The organism is bacterium, assembly GCA_035527515.1.
GTDB lineage: Bacteria > B130-G9 > B130-G9 > B130-G9 > B130-G9 > B130-G9.
In genome coordinates this window covers 16,516-38,442 of record DATLAJ010000140.1, presented here as the reverse complement: position 1 = coordinate 38,442, position 21,927 = coordinate 16,516, and the positions used below count along the sequence as shown (strand labels likewise).

General features: G+C 54.7%; 20 protein-coding genes, 2 tRNA genes and 2 rRNA genes. 17 read left to right on the top strand and 7 right to left on the bottom strand.

The window, feature by feature from the left end:
- Positions 1-20: 20 nt before the first annotated feature.
- Positions 21-93, bottom strand: a tRNA-Ala gene (locus VM163_11460).
- A gap of 565 nt (positions 94-658) precedes the next feature.
- On the opposite strand from VM163_11460, the gene VM163_11455 reads away from it, so the two are divergent.
- The 10 genes from VM163_11455 (at position 659) to xerD (ending at position 9,393) form a co-directional block, all read left to right on the top strand.
- Positions 659-2,035: a potassium transporter TrkG gene (locus VM163_11455; protein ID HUT04494.1), complete on the top strand. Its 1,377-nt coding sequence runs from the start codon at positions 659-661 to the stop codon at positions 2,033-2,035.
- A gap of 1 nt (position 2,036) precedes the next feature.
- On the top strand, positions 2,037-2,741 hold the full coding sequence (locus VM163_11450) for a TrkA family potassium uptake protein (protein HUT04493.1): 705 nt from the start codon (positions 2,037-2,039) through the stop codon (positions 2,739-2,741).
- A gap of 113 nt (positions 2,742-2,854) precedes the next feature.
- Positions 2,855-3,793, top strand: coding sequence for a pentapeptide repeat-containing protein (locus VM163_11445; GenBank protein ID HUT04492.1), 939 nt, complete (start codon positions 2,855-2,857; stop codon positions 3,791-3,793).
- A 162-nt stretch (positions 3,794-3,955) separates the two neighbouring features.
- The gene (locus tag VM163_11440; protein ID HUT04491.1) at positions 3,956-5,101 is read left to right on the top strand and encodes an MlaD family protein; all 1,146 of its coding nucleotides are present in this window, start codon (positions 3,956-3,958) and stop codon (positions 5,099-5,101) included.
- 3 nt (positions 5,102-5,104) lie between these two features.
- Complete coding sequence (gene cas6 / locus VM163_11435; protein HUT04490.1) at positions 5,105-5,869, top strand: CRISPR-associated endoribonuclease Cas6; 765 nt, start codon at positions 5,105-5,107, stop codon at positions 5,867-5,869.
- Entirely contained in the window at positions 5,866-6,612 is a 747-nt protein-coding gene (locus VM163_11430) for an ABC transporter ATP-binding protein (GenBank protein HUT04489.1), read from the top strand. Before cas6 ends, VM163_11430 begins: the two co-directional genes overlap by 4 nt.
- 126 nt (positions 6,613-6,738) lie before the next feature.
- Entirely contained in the window at positions 6,739-6,894 is a 156-nt protein-coding gene (locus tag VM163_11425; protein HUT04488.1) for a hypothetical protein, read from the top strand.
- Positions 6,895-6,978: 84 nt separating this feature from the next.
- On the top strand, positions 6,979-8,145 hold the full coding sequence (locus tag VM163_11420) for a multiheme c-type cytochrome (GenBank protein HUT04487.1): 1,167 nt from the start codon (positions 6,979-6,981) through the stop codon (positions 8,143-8,145).
- A gap of 130 nt (positions 8,146-8,275) precedes the next feature.
- Positions 8,276-8,503 (top strand): hypothetical protein, encoded by a 228-nt coding sequence (locus VM163_11415; protein ID HUT04486.1) that lies wholly within the window; start codon positions 8,276-8,278, stop codon positions 8,501-8,503.
- Entirely contained in the window at positions 8,500-9,393 is an 894-nt protein-coding gene (gene xerD, locus VM163_11410) for a site-specific tyrosine recombinase XerD (protein ID HUT04485.1), read from the top strand. The genes VM163_11415 and xerD overlap by 4 nt, the downstream gene beginning before the upstream one ends.
- Before the next feature lie 209 nt (positions 9,394-9,602).
- On the opposite strand, the gene VM163_11405 is transcribed toward xerD, so the two are convergent.
- Positions 9,603-10,991: a FapA family protein gene (locus VM163_11405; GenBank protein HUT04484.1), complete on the bottom strand. Its 1,389-nt coding sequence runs from the start codon at positions 10,989-10,991 to the stop codon at positions 9,603-9,605.
- A gap of 473 nt (positions 10,992-11,464) precedes the next feature.
- On the opposite strand from VM163_11405, the gene VM163_11400 reads away from it, so the two are divergent.
- A tRNA-Arg gene (locus VM163_11400) sits at positions 11,465-11,541 on the top strand.
- 465 nt (positions 11,542-12,006) lie between these two features.
- Here VM163_11400 and VM163_11395 read toward each other — a convergent pair.
- The 3 genes from VM163_11395 to VM163_11385 all read right to left on the bottom strand — a co-directional run bounded on the left by VM163_11395 (position 12,007) and on the right by VM163_11385 (position 15,614).
- Entirely contained in the window at positions 12,007-12,246 is a 240-nt protein-coding gene (locus VM163_11395; protein ID HUT04483.1) for a HEPN domain-containing protein, read from the bottom strand.
- Between the two features lie 177 nt (positions 12,247-12,423).
- Positions 12,424-12,539: ribosomal RNA gene (rrf, locus tag VM163_11390) — 5S ribosomal RNA — on the bottom strand.
- Between the two features lie 65 nt (positions 12,540-12,604).
- A 23S ribosomal RNA gene (locus VM163_11385) occupies positions 12,605-15,614 on the bottom strand.
- Between the two features lie 513 nt (positions 15,615-16,127).
- On the opposite strand from VM163_11385, the gene VM163_11380 reads away from it, so the two are divergent.
- From VM163_11380 to VM163_11355, 6 genes are all read left to right on the top strand, one after another.
- Positions 16,128-16,631, top strand: a complete 504-nt coding sequence (locus VM163_11380) for a hypothetical protein (GenBank protein HUT04482.1) — start codon at positions 16,128-16,130, stop codon at positions 16,629-16,631.
- Positions 16,628-17,035 (top strand): HEPN domain-containing protein, encoded by a 408-nt coding sequence (locus VM163_11375; GenBank protein HUT04481.1) that lies wholly within the window; start codon positions 16,628-16,630, stop codon positions 17,033-17,035. The genes VM163_11380 and VM163_11375 overlap by 4 nt, the downstream gene beginning before the upstream one ends.
- Positions 17,005-17,325, top strand: a complete 321-nt coding sequence (locus tag VM163_11370) for a nucleotidyltransferase domain-containing protein (protein HUT04480.1) — start codon at positions 17,005-17,007, stop codon at positions 17,323-17,325. The genes VM163_11375 and VM163_11370 overlap by 31 nt, the downstream gene beginning before the upstream one ends.
- Before the next feature lie 250 nt (positions 17,326-17,575).
- Entirely contained in the window at positions 17,576-18,127 is a 552-nt protein-coding gene (locus VM163_11365; protein HUT04479.1) for an RNA polymerase sigma factor, read from the top strand.
- A 9-nt stretch (positions 18,128-18,136) separates the two neighbouring features.
- Positions 18,137-18,868 (top strand): zf-HC2 domain-containing protein, encoded by a 732-nt coding sequence (locus VM163_11360; GenBank protein HUT04478.1) that lies wholly within the window; start codon positions 18,137-18,139, stop codon positions 18,866-18,868.
- 69 nt (positions 18,869-18,937) lie between these two features.
- Positions 18,938-19,507 (top strand): hypothetical protein, encoded by a 570-nt coding sequence (locus VM163_11355; protein HUT04477.1) that lies wholly within the window; start codon positions 18,938-18,940, stop codon positions 19,505-19,507.
- A gap of 148 nt (positions 19,508-19,655) precedes the next feature.
- Here the strand turns inward: VM163_11355 and VM163_11350 are convergent, their stop codons facing one another.
- Complete coding sequence (locus VM163_11350; GenBank protein HUT04476.1) at positions 19,656-20,717, bottom strand: glycosyltransferase family 2 protein; 1,062 nt, start codon at positions 20,715-20,717, stop codon at positions 19,656-19,658.
- Positions 20,714-21,856 carry a glycosyltransferase family 4 protein gene (locus VM163_11345; protein HUT04475.1) on the bottom strand — a complete coding sequence of 381 codons (1,143 nt, stop codon included), beginning with the start codon at positions 21,854-21,856 and terminating at the stop codon, positions 20,714-20,716. Before VM163_11345 ends, VM163_11350 begins: the two co-directional genes overlap by 4 nt.
- Between the last annotated feature and the right edge of the window lie 71 nt (positions 21,857-21,927).

The following is a 21,927-nucleotide window of genomic DNA, read 5'->3' as shown; positions in this document are numbered from 1 at the left end:
AATCTCATCAGATTAAAAAGTGGAGCTGGGGGGACTCGAACCCCCGACCTCCTGAATGCGAATCAGGCGCGCTCCCAACTGCGCCACAACCCCACTTGGCTCATTCAACGAGTATAACAATACTAATGAGAGGAAGGTTTTGGCAAGAGGCGAGCAATGGGAACCACGGAACCTGGCTTTCGTTGGCGCTTGGGCCGAATCGTTCAGGGCTTATCGCTCTGCGACGAAAAAAAGCCGAAAATGGCCCATACAGATGTAGTTACACAACCATCAGATTAAAGCTATCCCCATTGTCAAGACCACGAATCGGTCAAATTAAGGTGGAGATGTCCTGATTGGTCTGCCGTAACGGAGGGAGAGCGTAGCCCGACCACAGTTACGGCAGAAGTGGCATCCGAGCCGCCAATCACCTCCCGGTTGTCAAAATACACCTCCGCGGGCGTGCGCCACTCCTTATTTACAGGAAAGCTAGGACATGACCCAGCGTGTCCCACTTGCACCACAGCATGACATGGGGTCGTAGCGTAGCGGAGAGCCTCTGCTGCTGAGTTACTGGAAGGGGCAGATTGAGCGGGAGATGTGCCTCGTCCTTAGGCTCTCCAAAACCTTCTTAGATGCGCTCCTTGCAATCGCTCTGGACGGGGGGTAGCCTTGCTTTATGCCAAGTAGGATGAGGGTCAGTTCTAAAGCGTTTCTTCCCTCGCAGGTTCTCGCTGGGAGCTTTGCGGGGGCGATATTGGTTGGCTCGATCCTGTTGTACCTGCCATTCTCGTCAGTTACCGGCCACACTGACTATATCGATTGCCTCTTCACTGCGACGTCAGCGACGTGTGTTACGGGGCTGGTTGTGGTCGGAACAGGGAGCCATTTCACGGTCGTAGGACAGACAATCATTCTAATCCTTATTCAGATCGGCGGCCTCGGGATCATGACCGCCGGCATCTTCATGACAATGCTGTTCGGGAGGTCCTTATCGCTGCGAGAACGTGCAATAATAAGGGACACACTCAACCCAGTCCGCACAAAAAGGCTCCCTGTCGTGGTCATCTATGCCGTCCTCTTCACGTTCCTCACCGAGGCGGTTGGAGCGGCCATCCTGTATCCAGCCTTCAGACCTATCGTCGGAAGCCAGAAAGCTTACGGAACCGCGGTCTTCCACTCCATCTCAGCCTTCTGTAACGCTGGCTTCTCGACGTTCGACACTAATCTCGAGAAACTTGGCTCGTTCCCCACGATAGCGATGACGATCATGGCGCTTTTGATCGTGGGTGGCCTGGGCTTCTTCGTCATCCTTGACCTTATCTCAGGGCTCAAAAGGAAACTGACAGGGCGGCAGCTGAAGAGAGCCCCTCTTTTCACATTGCACACGCGAATCGTGCTTGGAGTTACCGCTGGCCTTCTGCTTCTAGGCACGTTGGGGCTATTCCTCTTGGAGAACGGCCACCTCTTCGAGCGAATGGACGTGTCGCATTCCCTCAGCGCCTCGCTCTTCTTGTCTGCGACCGCAAGGACAGCTGGCTTCTCAACTGTGCCTACGTCAAACCTGAGCGATGCATCCCTCTTCCTCCTGACGCTTCTGATGTTCATCGGGGCCTCGCCTGGTTCAACTGGCGGCGGCATAAAGACTACAACGTTCGCCCTGATCGTGCTCTTCGCCATCGCAAGGATAAGAGGCAGGTCCCACGTTAACGTCCTGGGAAGGAGAATCCCTGAGCGCGTGATCAACAAGAGCTTGGCAATCGTCTCGCTCTCGATCTTCGTGCTGGCCATCTTGATTCTGATGCTGCTTGTGCTAGAGAGGGACAATCAAACTGACCCCTCGTTCATGCAGATTGTCTTCGAGGCGGCAAGTGCGTTCGGGACGGTGGGCCTTTCCACTGGTATCACCTCTACCTTGACTTCTGGTGGCAAGCTGGTGATCATATTGTTGATGTTTTTGGGCAGGTTAGGGCCGTTGACGATCGCGACGTTGGTCGCCGCGCGGGCCCGCACAGCGAAGTATTCTTTCCCTGAAGAAAACGTCATGGTGGGGTGAGATGGGCAAATTTGCCGTCATTGGATTGGGCTCGTTCGGCGAGTATGTGGCCAAAAGCCTGATGGCTCGAGGCAACGAGGTGCTGGTCATCGATAGGGACCCCGGGAAAATCCAGAAGGTTAAGGACTTCGTCTCCAGCGCAATGACCGCCAACGCAGCGGACAAGGAGTTTCTCAACGAGGCCGACATTGCGGACGTTGAGGCCGTCATAATCGGCCTGAACGAAAGGGACATGGCCGCCAGCATTCTCGCTACCATGTATCTTAAAGAGATGGGCATCAAGAAGATCGTCGTCAAGGCAAGCAGCAGTGACCACAAAACGATACTTGAGAAGGTCGGCGCAACAGAGACCGTCTTTCCGGAGCGCGAAGTTGCCGAGCGCCTTTCCTCGAGCATATCCTCGTCGAACGTTTATGACCAGATTCCGCTTGCAGACAATTTCGGCATTCTCGAGCTAGTAGCGCCGGCCAAATTCGTCGTCGATCATCTTGAGAGCCTCGACATGCGAGCCAAATACGGGGCTCAGGTGCTGTTTCTAAGAAGGCCGGTCAGACATCTTTCTTCTCAGGAAAAGCCCAAGGTCGAGGACTGCGAGGTCGTCTTCCCGGACAAGGGAACAGCCGTCAAGCCGGGCGACATACTTATCCTCGCTGGCTGCACGGAGTCCCTTGAGAAAATCAAGGGGATGAAACCATCGGTGGGGTAGGAGAGCTGTTACGGCCACAAGATGCGGTCATCTTGAATTTGAGACCGGCCGAATCATCCCGACCGGTGCGGCAGCGCGAAGGAGGCCTTAACTTGCGACAAGAGGTATGACAATTGACCAATGAAACCGTTATCTCCAAGAACGACCTGGAGCTCGCCCTCAAAGAAGGGAAGAGATTCGGCTCACTGATCCTAACCGAAAAGGAGCTCAGGAACATCCACGCCGAGCAGGCTGACCTGAGGCTAGCCTTTCTTGACAACAACGACCTTCAGGGCGCAGACCTTCGAATGATCAACCTGAGTTTCTCCAGGCTCACGTTCTGCAAGCTGGACTACGCGGACCTTTCCGCCGCCAACCTCACCTACACGAGCTTTTACGGCGCCTCGCTCCGCCATACACGGCTTGTTGCGGCGTTCCTGCCGAGTGCGTATCTTCAGCGGGCAGATCTAACGGGTGCACAATTGAAGCACGCCTACGCCATCCGTGCAGTTTTTAAGGAGGCCAACCTGAAGTCATCTGTTCTCTCCTTCTGCGACCTCTCGGACGCTTGCCTGGATGGGGCAAACCTAACGCGTTGCACCCTTGAGGAATCATCCTTGAAAGCATCGTCTATGGTGGGCGCCTACTTACGCCAGACCAACCTCAGGGGCACTAACCTCAAAGCCGCAATCATGGACAGCTCCGTCGTGATCAGCTGTGATCTCACGTCCGCAACGTTGCTCAGAACTTCTTTGAGGCAAGCACTGCTTCGGAACTTGACCGCTACAAAAGCCAATCTGGCCGGCGCATCGTTCGTAAGCTCATGGATAGAAAACTGCGATCTCTCAAAATCGAATCTGTCCAGATGTGATTTCTCCTCTGCACATATCTCGGACAGCTCCTTCGACGAGGACTATCTGAACTTCTCATCCTTCGCAGGCGCAAGCTTGACCAACTGCTCCTTCGCCAACGTCCACCTTGAGAGCGCCGACTTCAGTGGCGCAACGCTCGTGAACGTTGACTTCGACGGAGTTAACCTGAGCACTGTGAAGGGTCTTGACGCTGCTCACTGATGCTTCTGTCGTCGCGGCCAGTCCTTGATCTTGGCCCGTTATCGGCAGATGACAGGCGCGCCTCAAGAGCAGTAGCTTTGAAAAGCGCACGGCATTTCGTTAGGATGTTGATGGTCGCGTATTGGTTGTTTGGAAGAGCTACTCAATGTCGGTAGGCCTGACATGAAACGACTTAGCAAACCTGAAATAAGGGTCGGCATATTCCTCATTGTCGGCATTGCACTGTTTACTGGTTTTGTTTTCTCTGTTGGAGAACAAAGCCGTATCTTCGAGCCAAAATACAGGCTATGGGCGTATTTTGCACGGGTGAGTGGGCTCGTGGCCGGAGCCCCGGTGATGCTCGAGGGGGTTGACGTCGGATCGGTGGAGGACATCGAGCTGCTCCTTGACCCGATCGGGAGTCGCATCAGAGTAACTTTACTTATCGAAAGACGTGTCCAGGACAAAATCCGAGCGGACTCAAAGGCTCGCATCGAGACGATGGGTCTTTTGGGCGACAAATACATCGAGATAACGATGGGCAGTTTCGACAAGCCGGTGGTGGAAGACGGAAGCATACTGAAGTCTGTGGAGCCGGTAGACTACAACGCTGTGCTGAAACGCGGTCAGAGCGTTCTGAAACAGCTTGACGAGGGGTCCGAGTCGCTTGCGCAGATACTCAAGAAAATCGACGAGGGGAAGGGCCTTGCGGGTGCGATCGTTAATGAGGAGATCGACGTCAAAGGGGCAATGGACAATTTCAAGAGCGCAACCCAAAAGCTCAATGCGGTCCTCGATGAGATCAAGACAGGCAAAGGCACGCTCGGAATGCTGCTTTATGACAGGAACACGCGAGATAACCTGGCCGGCGTGATCTCTTCGCTAGACCGCATTATAGCGGGCATCCAGGGAGGGACAGGAACGCTAGGCAAGCTCGTGAAGGATGATGCGCTTTACGAGCGACTGGCGGTTGACATTGGCGATTCGGCCCGCAGCCTCAACTCGCTCTTGGCCACCCTTCAGTCCGGCGAGGGGCTTCTACCCAAGCTGATTAGCAAGGAGGGCAGCGCCAAGATGGTTGAGGACCTGACGGGCGCGATAAGAAGCCTTAACGAGGCATCTGCCACGCTTAACAGCGTCGCTCACAAGATCGATTCTGGCCAGGGCACGCTCGGCAAGCTCATAAACGATCCCTTGATCTACGACGATCTCAGAGACCTTCTCAAAGGCGCCAAGAAGAGCTGGTTCATCCGTCACCTAATCAAAAAGGGCAAAAAGGAGTCGGAAAAAAGAAAGAAGCAGGCCGGCAAGGAGGAGCCGGAGGAATAGACCATGAGAGTAAGGCTTCGCTTCCGGCTCGAGGGACCTGCCGGGCAAAGGATACCGGTCAACTACAACAGCTGGCTTGTCTCGGCCGTGTATCGCTGGCTGGCGCTCTCCTCAAGCGATTACGCGGACTTCCTGCACAATGAGGGGTACCGAATGAACAACCGCGTGTATAAGCTTTTCTGTTTCTCACAGCTTCAGGTCAGCAAGAGACGCGTTCTCGGCGAATGGCTGCATCTTGAGGCCCAGGACTTCAGCTGGTGCGTGAGTTCAGCAAAGGAGGAGTTCATTGCCCACCTCCTCGCCGGCTTCAGCAAAGACCCGGAATTGACGGTCGCGGGAGTCCGGGCGACGGGTCAGAAGGTCGAGCAGATACCCGAGCCTTCCTTCAAGCTGCCTGTGCAATTTGTGTGCCTCAGCCCGATAACGGTATCTATTTGGGACGCTGATTCCACCAAAAACCCGATAAGGTACCTCGCCCCGGGCAAGGAGTTCGTCGAGGCGGTGCGGGTGAACCTCAAGAGAAAACACCAGCTGATCTTTGGCAAGCCGCCGTCCGATGAGAGCTTCGGCATGAATTTCGACGCAGACTACGCTGCACGGAGAAAACGAATAACCAGACTCATCAATTTCAAGGGCATCAAGGTTCGCGGCGTGCTCTGCCCGTTCACCGTGGACGGAAGCAAGGAATTGGTCCGAGTAGGATACGAGTGCGGATTCGGCGAGAAGAACTCGATCGGTTTTGGCATGGTCGAGGCGCGGGGCACATGAGCGAGGAGGTCCAGAACGCAATCGAGGTAACGGGGGTCTCTAAATGGTTCGGCGAGCGAGAGGTCCTTTCGGGGGTGACGTTCGCAGTCAGGCGGTTCGAGACCGTGGGCCTTCTTGGGCCAAACGGGGCTGGCAAGACGACGATAATGCGGATAATCGCAGGCGTTTTGAGGCAGGATTCTGGGCGGGTATCGATCGAGGGCACGGACGTAGCCTCGCGGCGCGACTATGCAATCAGGAAGATTGGTTACATGCCTGAAAAGCCCCCGCTGTATCGTGAATTGACCGTTACGGCATACCTTGGGTTCTGGGCACGGCTGCGGGATGTACCCCGGCCTGAGCTTCACGACCGTGTGGAAACGGTCATATCTGCGGCTGGCCTTGGCGACGTCAGAGATATGATTACCAGAAAGCTGTCCAAAGGGTATGGGCAGCGGTTGAACCTGGCACAGGCGATCGTGCACGACCCATCTTTGGTCATACTTGACGAGCCGACAGCTGGCCTAGACCCTGACCAGATTGTAAAGACGCGAGAGCTCATCTCCAGGCTGGGGACCGAAAAGACGCTGATCGTATCGTCACATATTCTTGCCGACGTGGCAAAAACTTGTGACCGGGTCATAATCATCAACGCCGGCCGCGTGGTTGGCGAGAGTTTGCCGGCCCAAGAATCGGAGAAGGAGTCTGCCGAGAGGATATCCTCGCTTGAGAGGCTATACTTGGAGACAGTGCACAAGATGTAGCTGTCGTCTCTCAGAGCCTTCAGGGAACAACCCCATTTGCCAATATGTTGACAATTCTGGGCCCGCTAGTTATATTTCCTGTGGGGTGGGGCACTAAGACTAACTGCATTTGAAGAGGAGTTACGGTTGCGCAAATACTGGTATGTCGCCATATTCCTGAGCCTGATTGCTGCGGCGGGTATCCTGCTGGGCGTCTCCACTAGTGCTAAGAAGCCGGACGAGTTCAAGCTCGCTATCGTCTATTCCAGCGACACCTGGGGTGCAATCGCCCCCTGCGGCTGAAAGCACAAAGAAGGTGGGCTTGCTGGTCGAGCAGGCTTCATAGATTCCACAAGGAAGGCTAACTCAGGGAGCTACTTCCTAGTATTGGGAGCCGGCGATGCCTTCGGCGGCAAAAGCAAGCGCGACGAGATATACACCGAGCTCTTGCTGAAGGTCTATGGGATGCTGCATTACGACGGCCTGAACCTCGGCAGGAGGGAGTTTACCTATGGCCTCGAGTACCTGAAAAATAGCAGCAAGGAGACCTCCTTCCCGTTCTTGGCGGCCAACGTCGTCGATAAGGCCACCAAGAAGCCCATCTTCGAACCCTATGTCATCAAGACCTTCGGTGAGAAGAGCACCCTAGGGGTTAAACACAGCGGGATCAAGATAGGTATATTCGGCGTGGCGGCGACCGACTCCGGCCGCTCCATGAGCATAGAAGACAAGGAGAAAGTCGAGTTTTTGGACCCGATCACCACCGCAGAGAGCATCGTCGGGGAATTGAGCAGGAAGTGCGACATGATAATCGGGATGGGCAACATGGAGATGCAGATGGCGCGAAAGCTCACCAGCGAGGTCAAGGGCATCAACCTCTTCCTCATATCCGGCAACATGCGGCGCCTCTACAAGCCTGAGGTCGTCCAGGGAACGGACACGATACTGCTCAAATGCGCCGCTCGTGGCAAACAGGCGGGCAAGCTCACCCTCACCTTCGACGTCAAGGGGCACAAGGTCAAGACACACTCCGGCGAGCTCGTTTCAATAGACGATAAATTCCCGAAGGACAGAACCATCGAGGGGATGATAAGGGACGCCAAGAGAAGAGGGGACGAGATCACTCGCAAGAAAAATGCAGAGAGGACCTCGTCCAAAAAAACCACGGAGGCCAAGAATCTACCGAACTTTCGGCCAAGATATGTCGGTTCACAGTCCTGTGCCAAATGCCACAAGGATATCTATGACAGATGGAGCAAGACGAGGCACGCCAACGCTATGGCCACGCTCGTCAAAATGGGTAAGGACAAAGACCCCGGCTGCTTCCGCTGCCATACCACGGGCTACGCGGATTCTCAAGGCTATCTCAATCAGCAGGATACGCCCCAACTGGCTAATGTGCAATGTGAGGCGTGCCACGGGCCAGCAAGCATGCACCTTGATAACAGCAGGATACGGCTCAGAAAACCCACCCTGCGAGTCTGCGAAGTCTGCCACACAACTGCGCGTAGCAGACCTCTCGACTGGGAAAGGGACAAGAAACTCGTCCACTGAAGATGAAGTGTTCCTCAATGAACCCCACTAATGAGCCGTGACAGTGAGCAATAGCCTATTATCCGCACGCTGCTTGCTTGCAGCTCTTGGGCTACCTTTTGTGACCGCACTAGTCGGGAGGCTTTGCTCAGTGCAGAAGCCCCATCCCGACTCCGGGGCTCGCTTGGGCTTCGCAATCGGCCTTTTCGGCCCGTTCGCTGTCCTCCTCACGCTCCTTTACTCATGGCTGTCGCATGAAAACGGCCTCTCGAGCCTCTTGAGCATGCTCGCTTGCCTCGCCGCCGCCCTGACAATGGGTGCGCTCTGGGGTTTGACCGTAAGGTCCAGCCTCCCGAACGTCTCCAAGCAAAGCCAGTGACCCTCGACGACTACCCGCTGATAGGTTCCTTCGTCTCCTATCTACTTGCCGAAAAGGGACTCTCAGTCAACACAGCAAAGAGCTACCGGCGAGACCTCCATGCGTTCAGCAACTACCTAGACGAAGTCCCACTGGACGAGGTCGAGCCGCGTCACATCGAGGCATTTCTCTCCTACCTCATGGAGAAGGGCCTCTCCCCCGTCTCGTCACGCCGTGTATTGTCCTGCCTGAGGCATTTTTACAGGTATCTCGTCCTGAAAGGCATGCTCGAGAAATGCCCGACGGCCAACATCGAATCGCCCAGGCAATGGGTCCACCTTCCCAGCTGCCTAACATCAGAGGAGGTCGAAACGCTCTTGAACGCACCTGATGTCTCCGAGCCGCCAGGCCTGCGCAACAAGTCGATGCTGGAGATGATGTACGCCACGGGGATGCGCGTATCGGAGCTGTGCGACCTCTGCACGACGAGCCTCAACCTTCCTGAGCGCTTCGTTCGGTGCACGGGCAAAGGCGCGAAGCAACGGCTGATACCGATCGGGGCCGAGGCTGTCAAGTGGACGGCTGAATACCTGAGGCGGGGCCGCCCGCTGCTAATGAAGGAGAGGACCTCGCCCTACCTTTACGTCCCACAGAAAAGAGGGAAGCGACTGTCGAGGCAGTTTGTGTGGGAGATGATCAGGCGTTACGCGGCGGAGTGCGGCCTGAACAAGAGGGTCTATCCCCACATCTTGCGCCACTCCTTCGCAACGCACCTTCTACAGAACGACGCCGATCTCTTGTCGATCAAGATGATGCTCGGCCACTCAGACCTCTCCACCACGCAGATATACACCCACGTCGCAAAGGATCGCCTCAAGGCGCTGCACGAGAAGTTCCACCCGAGGGGGTGAGGAGGTCGCATCAGGGGGAATCTGGCCCGGCCGGGCCGAATTGCGACCAGGTTTGTAGGGGCGGCTCACGGAGGCTGGGTCATAATTGAATTTGTGATTTTGGTCGTTGTTTTGATGATCACGTTTTTTGAGATGACTATGTTAGTCCTATGGCCTCATTGGCTACTGACCCAAGACTTGCTCCCATGTTTTTCATAAGTCTGAGCCGCTCATCGCTTCTTTTCGCTAAGCAGTAGTATCCTCTTCTTGGCGACGTCGAACTTCATCTCGAACGGACCTTCCGTCGTTTCAAAGAACTGCTTTCTCGTCCCGCCCATCTCGACTACCAGGCCCTGATAGGCCATCCCCTTAACTTTGACCGACGCGTTGGCAAGCAGCTCTCTATTCTCGTCGACAAGCTCCCTAGCCTCGGTCCTGACCTGCTCGAGCTCCTTTTCGCTGGCGGCCTGCTCGTTGGACATCTCGGTCAAGAGCCCTCGCTTGTGGGCTGGAAGGCGGTCCTTAACCCTATCTAAGACCGCCACCTTATTAGCCAAACCTTTGATTTTCACTGACAGGCTCTGTGTCTTCACGGCAAGCATATCGAGCCGAGAGACCTGCGCACTATCATGCCCCGCAACGATCGTGGTTGGCGTCCCCGCATCTGAGCCCAGGTTTGGGGATTCGAGCTGACGAGCCACAACCACGCGGCCGCCGATTATCCCCTTCTGTTTCACGAGGACTGAGCCGAGTGTCTCTACGTTGCTGTCAATCACCTCGACGTCAACGATAAGGTCTCCGTTGCACTTAGCCCTGGCATAGTCAATGTATTTGGCGTGCAAATCGCCACTGGAGCTAATGGTGCATATGCGCTTCCCAGAAACACCCCCCTTGATTGTGAGATTGCCCCCAGACTCCACAGTCGCAGCCTCAACGTATCCACCGATCGTGATGTTTCTGGTGGCCTTTACGACAAAAAGATCAAGAACATTCCCCGAAATCGTTACATCTCCTTTGAAATCGATATTGCCACAGTCAAGATCAACATTTCCTCTTACCTTCAACACAGGATCGATCCTGACGGTGCTTCCTTTTCTCACCACCATCCCTGCAACCTCAGCCAAGAACTTCGTGCCGTTTTTCGAGACTGTTACGTTTGGCCCTGCGTTGAGCGTCGCTGGCTTGCCGGGCTTGGCGGGGACTTGCTTCCCATAAACGTCCACCCCGTCGTGCCCCTCCACTGCCGGAACAAGACTGCCTATCAACTCGCCCTTGTCGGCCGACCACACCTTGTTTTGGTTCCGCCAGTCGATCCTGTCGTTCTCCCCGGGCGACTCTTTCTCTGCATCAAAAGCCCAGTCGATGTATCCATCCTGACCATCTTCTGCCTCGGTGCCCTGCGCGACTGGAACGCTCACCTCGCCGTCTGAACTCGCGCACTTCTCCAAGAATATCCGCACAGCTTCTCTGTCTGCATTGGCTATTCCGGACTCCTTCTCCAGAAAACCTATAACCTGCTCCTCGTCAATCTCGATGGGCGCATACGCCTCGAGGACGGCCAGCATCTTGTCCTCAGAGACCACAAGATTGAAGCAATTGGTTTCGGATGCGGAATCCATTGTTTTCGCTTGGGTATGTAGCGGTGTCATGACTTGCCACGCTGCTGAAGCATCGCCTCCAGCTTCTGTTTCAGCCTCATGGGGGTGAAAGGCTTAACGATATAGTTGTTGATTCCCGGTGACTGGTCTTTCGGCCGTGTCCCTGGACAACTGTGGGAATTGATGTTCTTCTCTTCCATATAATCTTCCCACCAACCATCGTCCGCATGACCTCGCTGGTGGCCATGCGCACAAGCACTGGACGAAAATCAACTAGGAGAGACCTCGGCATGCCTCAGATCCCCTTCTTGTTTGGAGTTACCCATTACAATCCTCGTAACTTGTCGAACTGTGTCGCGAAATCTTAAGCCGCCCAAAGCAGCTCAACCGATGTCCATGCAGAGGCCACCAGACATGCATCAATCGCCGACCCTTCTCGAACACTTGACACTAGCCCAAAACGTCCCTACATTTCCAGTCGTAGGGCTAGATGTGCGCCCATAGCTCAATTGGATAGAGCGACGGACTACGGATCCGTAGGTTGGAGGTTCAAATCCTCTTGGGCGTACCACACCCAGCCAGAACATTTCACGTCGGGGCGTCGTGCGTTTGAACTCCGAATGAAGAGAGGAAAGATGAGGAGTGAGGCGCCGCGCCCGGCCAGGTCACCCGAATGAATTCGGGTGTTAATATAATCAGAGCGATCTATATCACCGCATTGAAATGCGGTGGATCCGAGTGCGAAATGGCACGCTACCGCCTCATCGCCCGGCTTCAGCCGAGGCGATGCAAAAGGCTACCATGATCCTAACCCCCGAATTCATTCGGGGGATCCGGATGACCCGCACGTACATCTCAACCTACGAATCTCACCTTCAAATAGGGGATTCCGGGGAGGGTCAGGTGAGGCGCCGCGCCCGGCCCGTGCCCGACGAAGAATCAGATCATCGATGACAGCCACTCCACCATTGCCTCCGTTTTCTTGAGAACTCGCTGAGACGCTTCTCGCGTTAGATCCCCCGAAAGAGAAGGAATCTCATCCGGCTAGCGCGTTTGGATGTAGTATCCCGAGAGCTCCTCCAAGAGCTTCACTCGATCCTGCCCCAAATCTAGTGCCGCATGGCTCGGCCAATCGAATCAGGTTGTGCAGTCGAGGAGGGAATGCCTCGGTCCATTTGGCGATTATGCCCTTGAGCATCTTCTCGACCGCCTGTTGGCAGCAGAACAAAACGTACAGGAGCCGACCACTCTTGGGCATCGCTCGCGCCGTATCCAGATCGTATTGGGCTTACTCCCCCGACTGCTCAGGAATCGATGTCACCGGCTACCCCTTTGACTCGCGATTTCATTCGTATCTGCTCTGTTCGCCATCGCTGTAGGGATAATAATGCGCAAGCAGTTATTGGTTTTCATGTATCAAGAAAGCATGTCGGTGGGGCAACAAAAAGAAAAATCTCGGCGGCGTCCTACTCTCCCACCCCTAAGGAGGGCAGTACCATCGGCGCAGAAGGGCTTTGCTTCCGTGTTCGGAATGGGAACGGGCGTGCCCCCTTCGCTATGACCGCCGAGAAACTTTCTTGCTAAGATTGCTTCTCAGAAGAGGTCTATGGAGCTGCTGTAAAGTTATGCGCGCTGCAATCAAGCCGAACGACAAATTAGTAGCAGTTAGCTTTGACATTACTGCCTTTACACATCTGCCCTATTTAACTCGTAATCTACAAGATGTCTTCAGGGATATCTAGTCTTGGAGTGGGCTTCGCACTTAGATGCTTTCAGCGCTTATCCCTTCCGGACGTAGCTACCCAGCGATGCCCCTGGCGGGACAACTGGTACACCAGAGGTCCGTCCCTTCCAATCCTCTCGTACTAAGAAGAGATCTCCTCAAATATCCTACGCCTACGACAGATAGGGACCGAACTGTCTCACGACGTTCTAAACCCAGCTCGCGTATCGCTATTAATCGGCGAACAGCCGAACCCTTGGGACCTTCTTCAGCCCCAGGATGCGATGAGCCGACATCGAGGTGCCAAGCCCTCCCGTCTATGTGGACTATTGGGGAGGATAAGCCTGTTATCCCCGGAGTACCTTTTATCCGTTGATCAACGGCCCTACCATGAAGGACCGCCGGGTCACTAAGCCCTGCTTTCGCACCTGCTCGACACGTCTGTCTTGCAGTCAAGCCACCTTATGCCTTTATACTCTACGTGTGATTTCCATACACACTGAGGTGACCTTAGGACGCCTCCGTTACTCTTTAGGAGGCGACCGCCCCAGTCAAACTACCCACCAGGTACTGTCCCAACACCGGATAACGGTGCATGGTTAGAACCCCGACATAATCAGAGTGGTATCTCAACGGTGGCTCCACAAAGGCTTGCGCCTCTGCTTCAAAGCCTCCCACCTATCCTGCACAAACTACGTCAAAATTCAATGCCAAGCTGTAGTAAAGGTTCACGGGGTCTTTCCGTCTTGTCGCAGGTAACCGGTATCTTCACCGATACTGCAATTTCACTGAGTCCCTCGTTGAGACAGTGCCCAAGTCGTTACGCCATTCGTGCGGGTCGGAACTTACCCGACAAGGAATTTCGCTACCTTAGGACCGTTATAGTTACGGCCGCCGTTTACTGGGGCTTCAGTTCAGAGCTTCTCCCACCCGAAGGTAGGATAACCCCTCCCTTTAACCTTCCAGCACCGGGCAGGCGTCAGTCCCTATACATCAGCTTGCGCTTTAGCAGAGACCTGTGTTTTTAGTAAACAGTCGCCTGGGCCGCTTCGCTGCGACCTCTCTCAGCTTTGCCGAGCAAGTCGGCTAACCAAAAGAGGCGCTCCTTCTCCCGAAGTTACGGAGCAATTTTGCCGAGTTCCTTAACGAGGGTTCTCTCAATCGCCTTGGGATGCTCTCCCTGACTACCTGTGGCGGTTTGCGGTACGGTCACACCAATGGCTCGCTTAGAGGTTTTTCTTGTCAGTGTGGAATTTGCTGCTTGTGCCCTTACGGGACCGTATTCACGCCTTGGCGTTAACGGCGGCGCGGATTTGCCTACGCCACCCGCCTACACGCTTAAACCTGCTATTCCATCAGCAGGCCAGCATATCCTACTGCGTCACCTCATCGCTCAAACGTCAAAGGTGTGGTACAGGAATATTGACCTGTTTTCCATCGCCTACGCCTTTCGGCCTCGGCTTAGGTGCCGACTAACCCTGGGCGGATTAACCTTCCCCAGGAAACCTTAGTCTTACGGCGAATGGGTTTCTCACCCATTTCTCGTTACTCATGCCGGCATGCTCACTTCCCTACCGTCCAACGCACCTCACGATGCACCTTCAACCAGTAAGGAACGCTCCCCTACCTACTCAGTATGGCCCGAAGGCCACCTGTGGTACCGCAGCTTCGGTTGTATACTTAAGCCCCGTTAAATTATCGGTGCGGCATCACTCGACCAGTGAGCTTTTACGCTTTCTTTAAAGGATGGCTGCTTCTAAGCCAACCTCCTGGCTGTCTGTGCGCTGCTACTTCCTTTCCCACTTAGCATACTATTAGAGACCTTAGCTAGCGATCTGGGCTGTTTCCCTTTCGACTACGAAGCTTATCCCCCGCAGTCTGACTCCCATACATTGAGTTACGGCATTTGTGGTTTAAATGGGATTGGTAAGTCTCACGACCCCCTAGCCCAGTCAGAGCCCTACCTCCGCAACTGTCCATATAAGGCTAGCCCTAAAGCTATTTCGGGGAGAACCAGCTATCGCCGAGTTTGATTGGCCTTTCACCCCTACCCTCAGCTCATCCCCTGATATTTCATCATCAGTGGGTTCGGCCCTCCAGAGGTTGTTACACCTACTTCAGCCTGGCCAAGGGTAGATCACTCGGTTTCGGGTCTGCTATGTGCAACTTAGACGCCCTGTTCAGACTCGCTTTCGCTACGGCTACGCATTCTTTGCTTAACCTTGCTACACATAGCAACTCGCCGGCTCATTATACAAAAGGCACGCGGTCATCCACCTTCGCCAAAGCTATGGTGGACTCCCACCGCTAGTAGGCACAGGGTTTCAGGTGCTTTTAACTCCCCTAAAAGGGGTCCTTTTCACCTTTCCCTCACGGTACTGTACTCTATCGGTCGCCAGGTTGTATTTAGCCTTAGGAGATGGTCCTCCGAAATTCCCACAAGGTTTCACGTGTCCCGTGGTACTCGGGTGTCCAAATAAGGAGCCCAAAACATTCCGCATACGGGGCGTTCGCCCTCTATGGCCGACCTTTCCATATCGTTCAGCTAAGTTTTGGGTTTGTAACTCCCCCGGCAGGCCAGAGCCTACCGACTTTGGATCCCACGACCCCTCGCATACAACGCCTCTGGGCTATCACGTAAACGAGGTTTAGGCTGTTCCCGCTTCGCTCGCCACTACTAGGGGAATCGCATTTGCTTTCTCTTCCTCAGGGTACTTAGATGGTTCAGTTCCCCTGGTTCGCCTCACCCGCGCTATATATTCACACGGGGATGTCCCGACTTACGCCGGAACGGGTTGCCCCATTCGGAGACCCTCGGATCTACGCTTGTTTGCAGCTCCCCGAGGCTTTTCGCAGCTTACCGCGTCCTTCATCGCCACCTGGCGCCAAGGCATCCACCCTGCGCCCTTAATATCTTGATCACAACGCGCAATGTCCTTTACGCGCTGTGCTCCATAAACCTTTTCCAGAAAAGCAATGTCAAAGATCAAGGCCACGCCTTCTTGAGGCGGAGCTGCACAAGCAAAGTAACAATAGTGCCCGCGCTCCATATTGTCAACAAGCTTTTCGCAAAAACACCTCCAAGCTTCTATCACCGTTGCTCGAGCCCGAAATAAGCCGACCCCCGCCTGCGCGTTGATCTACTTCCAAACCGCTTATCGCAAAACACCAGAAGGCCTGTTCTGCGCCGGCAGCCGAAAGATTGACAAGGTGGGGGGACGCCGTTGCGCCTCCCCACACACCCCCTCCGCAACTTCTATTACATGCTGGCGTCGTTCCAGCATGACTGCGGCACCCCGCCAGCCGTCGCGAAGCAGGATAATATCTCACGAGTATGCAATCATCGAGGCATTTCGGCATAGGCTCCTTGGATATTGACGCCCGGTTCTGAGAGGCTATATTGAAATTAACAGCGATGCATATCTCTCGCTAGGATGCCAAGAAAGGGAAACATAATGGGTGTAGGGCTCATCCTTGAATCTCAAATGAGAAAATTCGGTATATCTCCCGAACATCTTGAGAGATATGATGTTCTTTGCCTGCCGGAGAACATCTTATCGGCTCAGAAGCCTGAGGATCTATATCAGACACATGAGCAAATAGAATTGAGCACTTGTCTGAAGGGAGCCGGTCTGAGATGCGCCGACCCCCAGGATATTGGCCTTGTGCGGTCCCCAGACAGGTACCTGGTGAGGGAATCTGTTGAAGACTGCTTAGGAGTAGTACTGGTGCTTACCACGGTTGCCCTCCCCATTGTCCATTCCGAGTTTCGCAGATGGCTTGATCAGAAAAGAGCAAGAGCGGCAGAAGCGCACAAAGTCAACGTCAACATTGTGAGGACGCGCGGAAAGGACTACGATTCTTTCAACATGAGTGGGCCAGGGGAAGACGTTGCCAGAGTGCTCCAGGCGCTCCAAGGCGAGAAAGAAGAGCAATGAGTGACGAGTCATCTGGCCACGATAGGCCTCAAGTATGGATAGATGGTGCGGAGGAGGCACTGAGGATTGCCGAGCAACAGCTTGATTCCGGGAGACATCTCTGGGCTATCTTCTTCTGCCATCTGGCCATTGAGAAGATGTTGAAAGCCGCGGTTATCCATAAGACAGGGCAGCTGGCGCCAAAGACGCATCATCTTCTGCATCTTCTGAAGTTGAGCGGATTATGCCCGCCTGCTGAGACATTGACCTTTCTGAGACGTATGAATATGCTGAGCGTTCCTACGCGATATCCTGAGGACCAAGAGGATATTCGAAGGACATTTGACCATGACAGAACGCAAGGGTTCCTCGATAAAACAATAGAGGCGATCAGATGGATAAGAGAATCCATGAGACAGTTCTAAGATTTAGGGCCGGACTGAACAAGACCGGCATCCGGAATAGCAGGATAATCCTGTACGGCTCATACAGTGCTGGCACTGCCCAGGAATACAGCGACATCGATCTCATCGTGATATCCGATCATTTCGAGGGCATGGACCTTTGGGATCGACAGTGCATTCTAGGCGACTCAACTGCCGGGATGTTCGAACCGATCGAGGCGCTTGGGTACACGTATGCGGAGTATGAGGCGATGGGCCCTGGGACGTTCGTAGGGCAGGAGGTCAAGCCGAAAGGCATCGAGATAACGTAGCTTCAGAAGCTATCGGGGACCTGCTGATCAAAAGGGGCTCCCCGGATGGAGTGCGGTCAGGTCTCAGATGAGAGCCCAGGGAACGCGACGACAGATGCGGCCACAGATGCTCTTCTCTGTTCTTCTTTATCGCCTGACGAGTAGTTTTTAAGAGCGGCGGCTGACGACAGGTTCGAGAATCCCGCGAGCTATGTTAAACTTTCTTTGAGTTTGGTCTGTCTATATCCTATAACATGGCCTCGAGACTGATATGGCAAGACGAAATGAAGACGAATTGGATGATATAGTCAGGAGAGCACAAAAAGGCGATGATCAGGCGTTTGAGCACCTATTTGAGCGATTTGGGCGGCCCCTCTACGGCACGATCGAGAGAATCGTGGGCGACAGGGACGGAGCGGAGGAGCTTCTACAGGATGTCTTTCTCAAGATATACCAGAAGCTCTCCTCGTTCGACCACCGCTCGAGCTTCTACACTTGGGCGTATAGGATTGCGGTGAACATGTCGTTGAACCACTTGAAGTCGAGGCAATCACGTCGGGAGACGCTGCTTGAGCCGGGCCAATGGGCTGAGGTGCGATCGACCTCGGTCGCGGACGAGGATGCAGTCTTGATACAGGAGGCAGCGCGGGCCGCGATCCATAAGGTGCCCCCACGGCAGCGTGCGGTGCTTGTCATGCGTATCTATGATGGGATGGACTATGCCACGGTGGCTAAGACGCTCGGATGTTCCGAGGGTGCGGCCAAGGCGAATTTTCACCACGCGATGCAGAAGCTTCGTAAGTATTTGAAGGATTTTGCGTAGGCAACTGAGATGAACTGTAAAAACTGCGAGAATCTGTTTGACGATTATGTTCTGGGCACTCTTGGGAGCGAGCAGCGCCGTGAGCTCGAGGACCACGTGGCCTCATGTAAGAACTGCGGCCGGAAGCTAGATGAGGCGAGGGCGCTTCACGACGTGCTGAAAGCGGCGCCTGCCTCGTTGACCGACGAAGAGTGGGAGCGAATCGAGAAGAAAACGCTCACCAGGCTGCGCGATGAGATGGCCGAACCCGCTCGTCAGGGCGTTTTGTCGAGGCTTGCCGAGTTCCTGAGGCCTTTGTTGAAGCCTCAACCGAGGCTCGTGTTTGCGCTCTCGTCCGTGATTATTGTGGGCTTCGTCCTGGTCTTTTCCTTGCTGTGGTTCACTAGCTCTGAGCAGCGCTTGATCTCGGACAATTCAGACCTGTATCGCCTGTGGACTGACCAGACGCAAGACCAGTGGACAAGCGGCGAGATCGCATCCGTAATGGCTGGTGTAGAGAAAATACTTGCAGAGAAAAACGGTGAATCGATCGATGCGTCAAACCCGGAGTCAGTGCTCGATGCGATCACTTCGGAAAGCAACCTAGACGAGGCAGGTTCCGAGGCCATTGATTCGGAGATAAGAGAGCATTCCGATATGTGGGGTATCAATGGCTACTACTCAGACATACTTGACGCATCACCAGCGGAGATGCAATCAGCGATACGTGAAGTATTGGGCAACATTGGGAATGGAAGTTAACGAACTGCCAGAAACGTGAGAGACCGTTTTGCAGCGTGAACCAACTAAACAAAACAGGAGAAAGGAAAAATGCTGAGAACAAAGCATAGATGCATGGCGACGGTCGTTGTGGCTGTGGTGTTCTGTCTGGGCGTGGCTTTCGCACAGCCGGGCATGGGCTTTGGTTTTTGTGGGGATGACGAACCATCCAAGGGCAAGAGAGACGAGGCAAAGGACATGTTGTCCACTGTCTATCTCATGGAGCTGACGAAGGAGCTCGAGCTGGCGAAGGAGCAGGCGCTCGATATAGCGTCCATTATCGAGAAGCATGAAAAGGCGAAAGTTGAACATCAAAAAGCGATCCGAGAATCGCTGCGAGGGATCAAGCTGGAGCTCGGGAACGATAAGCCTGACGAGAAAAAGCTGAAGAAGTACATCGCTCAAATCACGTCCGCGCGAGATAAGATGAAGGACGAGCAGGGCAAAGGCCGGGATGAGATAATGTCCAAACTCTCGGTAACGCAGCAGGCGAAGTTCATCCTCTTCCATACTAGATGGATGAAGAAGCTTCAGCGCATCAAGGAGCACATCAGAGGCGAGAAGATGCGCAGACGAGACGGGCCTGGGCGAATGGGCGGCGGACCGTGTGAAATGAAGTAGCGCATACCCAGGTTGCGTGCGGGTTGCGTGAGCCCGAAGGCAAACGGCTAGACTTTAGGGGGCATGTTCCAGGGAGCATGTCCCCTTTTCATTCAGCGGCCGCTTGGTGCCTCATTAGCCGTGAAAAGGGGACCTGCAAGCTACGGATTCAATGCACATCTGCGCGCCTCCATTTGCCCCAGTGAAGTCCAAGGTCCAGCAGACCTTTGACAATCCCCAAACCATATCCGAAGTGCATCAGAAAGAAACAGAGCGGAAACAAGGCGGCCGCGCGGGCCTTGCCTGAGAGCGTTATTCTCTTCTGCCGTGCGTAGCTAAGGCCAAAGATAATAGAGAGCAAGATGTAAGATATACCCGCCCCGCAGTAAACCCATAGGTCCTCGCCAGACGCCCACGGCAGGCGAGCCAGAACCACGATCACTACCGCTGCGAACAAAAGAGGAAGGAAGTAATAGGCCCGCAGCAGACGTGGGTGCAGGTGAAAGATGAAGACCTTTGACCAGCCCATTGCCAGAAACTGCCGAAAGAGGCGGCCGAGCGAGGCGCGGCTGAAATAGAGCGTCCTGATCTTTGGGGAGTAGTATATCTTCAGGCCATTCTCAACCATGCGAAAGTTGAACTCCGCGTCCTGACCTTTGTAGAGGGACTCGTTGAACCCACCGACCTTGTCGAAAACCTCCCGCCGGTAGGCCCCAAATGGCACGGTGTTCACGTATGCCGGCCTGTCGCTGTATCTGAAACCAGCGCCTCCGGACCCGAACGGACAGTTCTGCGCAACATTGATGACGTCAGCAAGAAGCGTCTCCCCATGCCCTTGGACAAGCGTGCCGCCCACGCAATCCGCGCCCGTGCGCTCAAGCGTCTCGAGATTCTTGGACAGAAAGTCGGGAAAAACGGCGCTGTGAGCACCAAGAATGACGACTACATCGCCCCGCGCTGCCTCAACGCCCAAGTTCAGAGCGACCGGGGTGATCCGCCTCTGATTCTTGATGACTCGCCCATTACCCATTTTTAGCAGCTTCTGCTCGGCAAGTTCCGCGGAGCCATCGTCGCTCATCCCATCCACAACGATTATCTCGAAGCGCTCCCTCGAAAGGTCGCTCGCCGCAAGTGCGTCCAAGTTCACCCCGATGCTCTCTCGCTCGTTGCGCATGGGGATAACGACCGAGACCGCTGGCCGTGTGCCGCTCTTGGCAGGCGAGTCCATCATACCTTGTTCCCACCTTCTGCTTTCGGATTCCCACCCCCGGCCAATCCAAGCCTCGAATACGCCTCGAGCAGCTTAGCCTCCTCAAGCGGCCAGTTATACTTCTCCTCAAAAAGCCGCCGGCCAGCCTCGCCCATTGAGGCGAGCCGCTCAGGGGCGCCTGCAAGCTCATCCACCGCAGCTGCTATCGCCCTGGGGTCACTCGGATCGACACAAACGCCGCAGCCGGCCTTCTCGATGATCTCCGGCCAGACCGAGAAGTTGGACGCTATGATCGGCAGCCGCGCGGCCATGTAGTCAAATACCTTAGTGCCCAGCATCTCATGGTGGCTGGGCGCGGGCAGAACGCAGTTCATGCCGATGTCCGCATCAAGCAAATAGTTAAATACCTTGTCCAGCGATACCCACCCAAGATACTCAACGTTCGTGCGACCAGAGAGAACCTCGTCTCTGAAGCTCTCGCTGTGAAACCTACCGACAAGCGAGAGCTGGGCCGGAGTCTTCATAAGATCAAGCGCCTCAACCAAACTCGACACACCTCGCATTTTAGTCAGGCTCCCGACGTATATGAGCCGCAGCGGACGGCTCCCATCAAACACCTCTCTCGGCCTGTCCCGAAACAGTGGGAAGTAATTCCTGACGAGGACTGCGTTGGGACCGGAGAAGCGCTGCATAGCGTAAGGTTCGGCCACAACTGCGAGCTCAAATCGCCGAACAGCCACCATCTCCAGCCGGCCGAACAACCACGCCAGCGGTCTCTTGAGCAATTGAGGAACCCAGCTTTTCTTGGCAAGCGTCTTCAGAACGTCCTCATGAACGTCATAAACAACCTTGCATCCAGCAAAAACGCTCAGCCAAAGACCCATCGGCACGAGCTCGGGGTCATGGAAATGGAAGATGTCCGGCCTGACTTCTCGATAGCATTTGTAAATCCGCCGGTAAGCTCTCAACGTCCCGCGCAGTCTGCCGCCTTTTCGCTCGAATGGATGAAGCTCAACGCCCTTGGCCTTCAACAGGTCCGCCGCCGGCTCTCCGACGCCGACAAGGTGGACGTCATATCGCTTGGCAAGGGAGACTGCTTCCTTCTGAAACACCCTGGGATCATCAATAGAATGCAGCGAGCTTGCGATGAGGATTCTCATTGTTATCGCTCAGTCAGATGTTAGCACAGACGATTTCGTCATGATGACATAAATGACCCAGCCCAAGACCA